This is a genomic window from Alkalibacterium sp. m-11 (assembly GCF_054658155.1).
In genome coordinates this window covers 1-521 of sequence record NZ_BAAGIR010000352.1, presented here as the reverse complement: position 1 = coordinate 521, position 521 = coordinate 1, and the positions used below count along the sequence as shown (strand labels likewise).

The window sequence follows — 521 nt, the reverse complement described above, 5'->3', positions numbered from 1 at the left end:
GAAAACAAAAAGATGGAAAAAAGAGTATAAAGACCCCTTGGTCTTACAATCGTCAAAAAATTAATATGATCTTCTGGAGTAGCTAATGCAACAGAACCAGCTGTTGAATATTCTCCAATATTGTCCAGAACAGTGAAGAGAAAACGTAACCTGTGGACAAGCGGACTTTTATTTTACGCGCATGTCGTGTCAGCCTTCCAGCAATGTGGAAAACTTTAAACCGAATAGTCGCCACCGTTGATTTTTTCTCTTTATCTGGGAATGTTAGCTCTTTCATCAAATGAATGACTGTATAGGCAATACAACTCATCATCATGCGAGCCTGATTCGCAAGAAACGTTGAACTATCGGTCTTGTCGAAGGAAAAACCATGTTTGATTTCTTTGATATAATTTTCCATTGTCCCTCTCTTTTGGTAGAGCTTGTACACTGTTTGGGCAGGTATATCAACGAAATTTGATACGATAAACTCAAACGTCGTAAATAAGAGTTCGCCAGCTTCTCGAGTGGCCTTTACAGCT

At 39.0% G+C, this 521-nt stretch carries 1 protein-coding gene; it reads right to left on the bottom strand.

Going from position 1 to position 521, the window contains the following annotated elements; all coding sequences use genetic code 11:
• Positions 1 to 82 precede the first annotated feature (82 nt).
• The coding region (locus tag ACYQ2O_RS12775; RefSeq protein WP_459796783.1) for a transposase at positions 83 to 521 on the bottom strand (439 nt) is incomplete at its 5' end.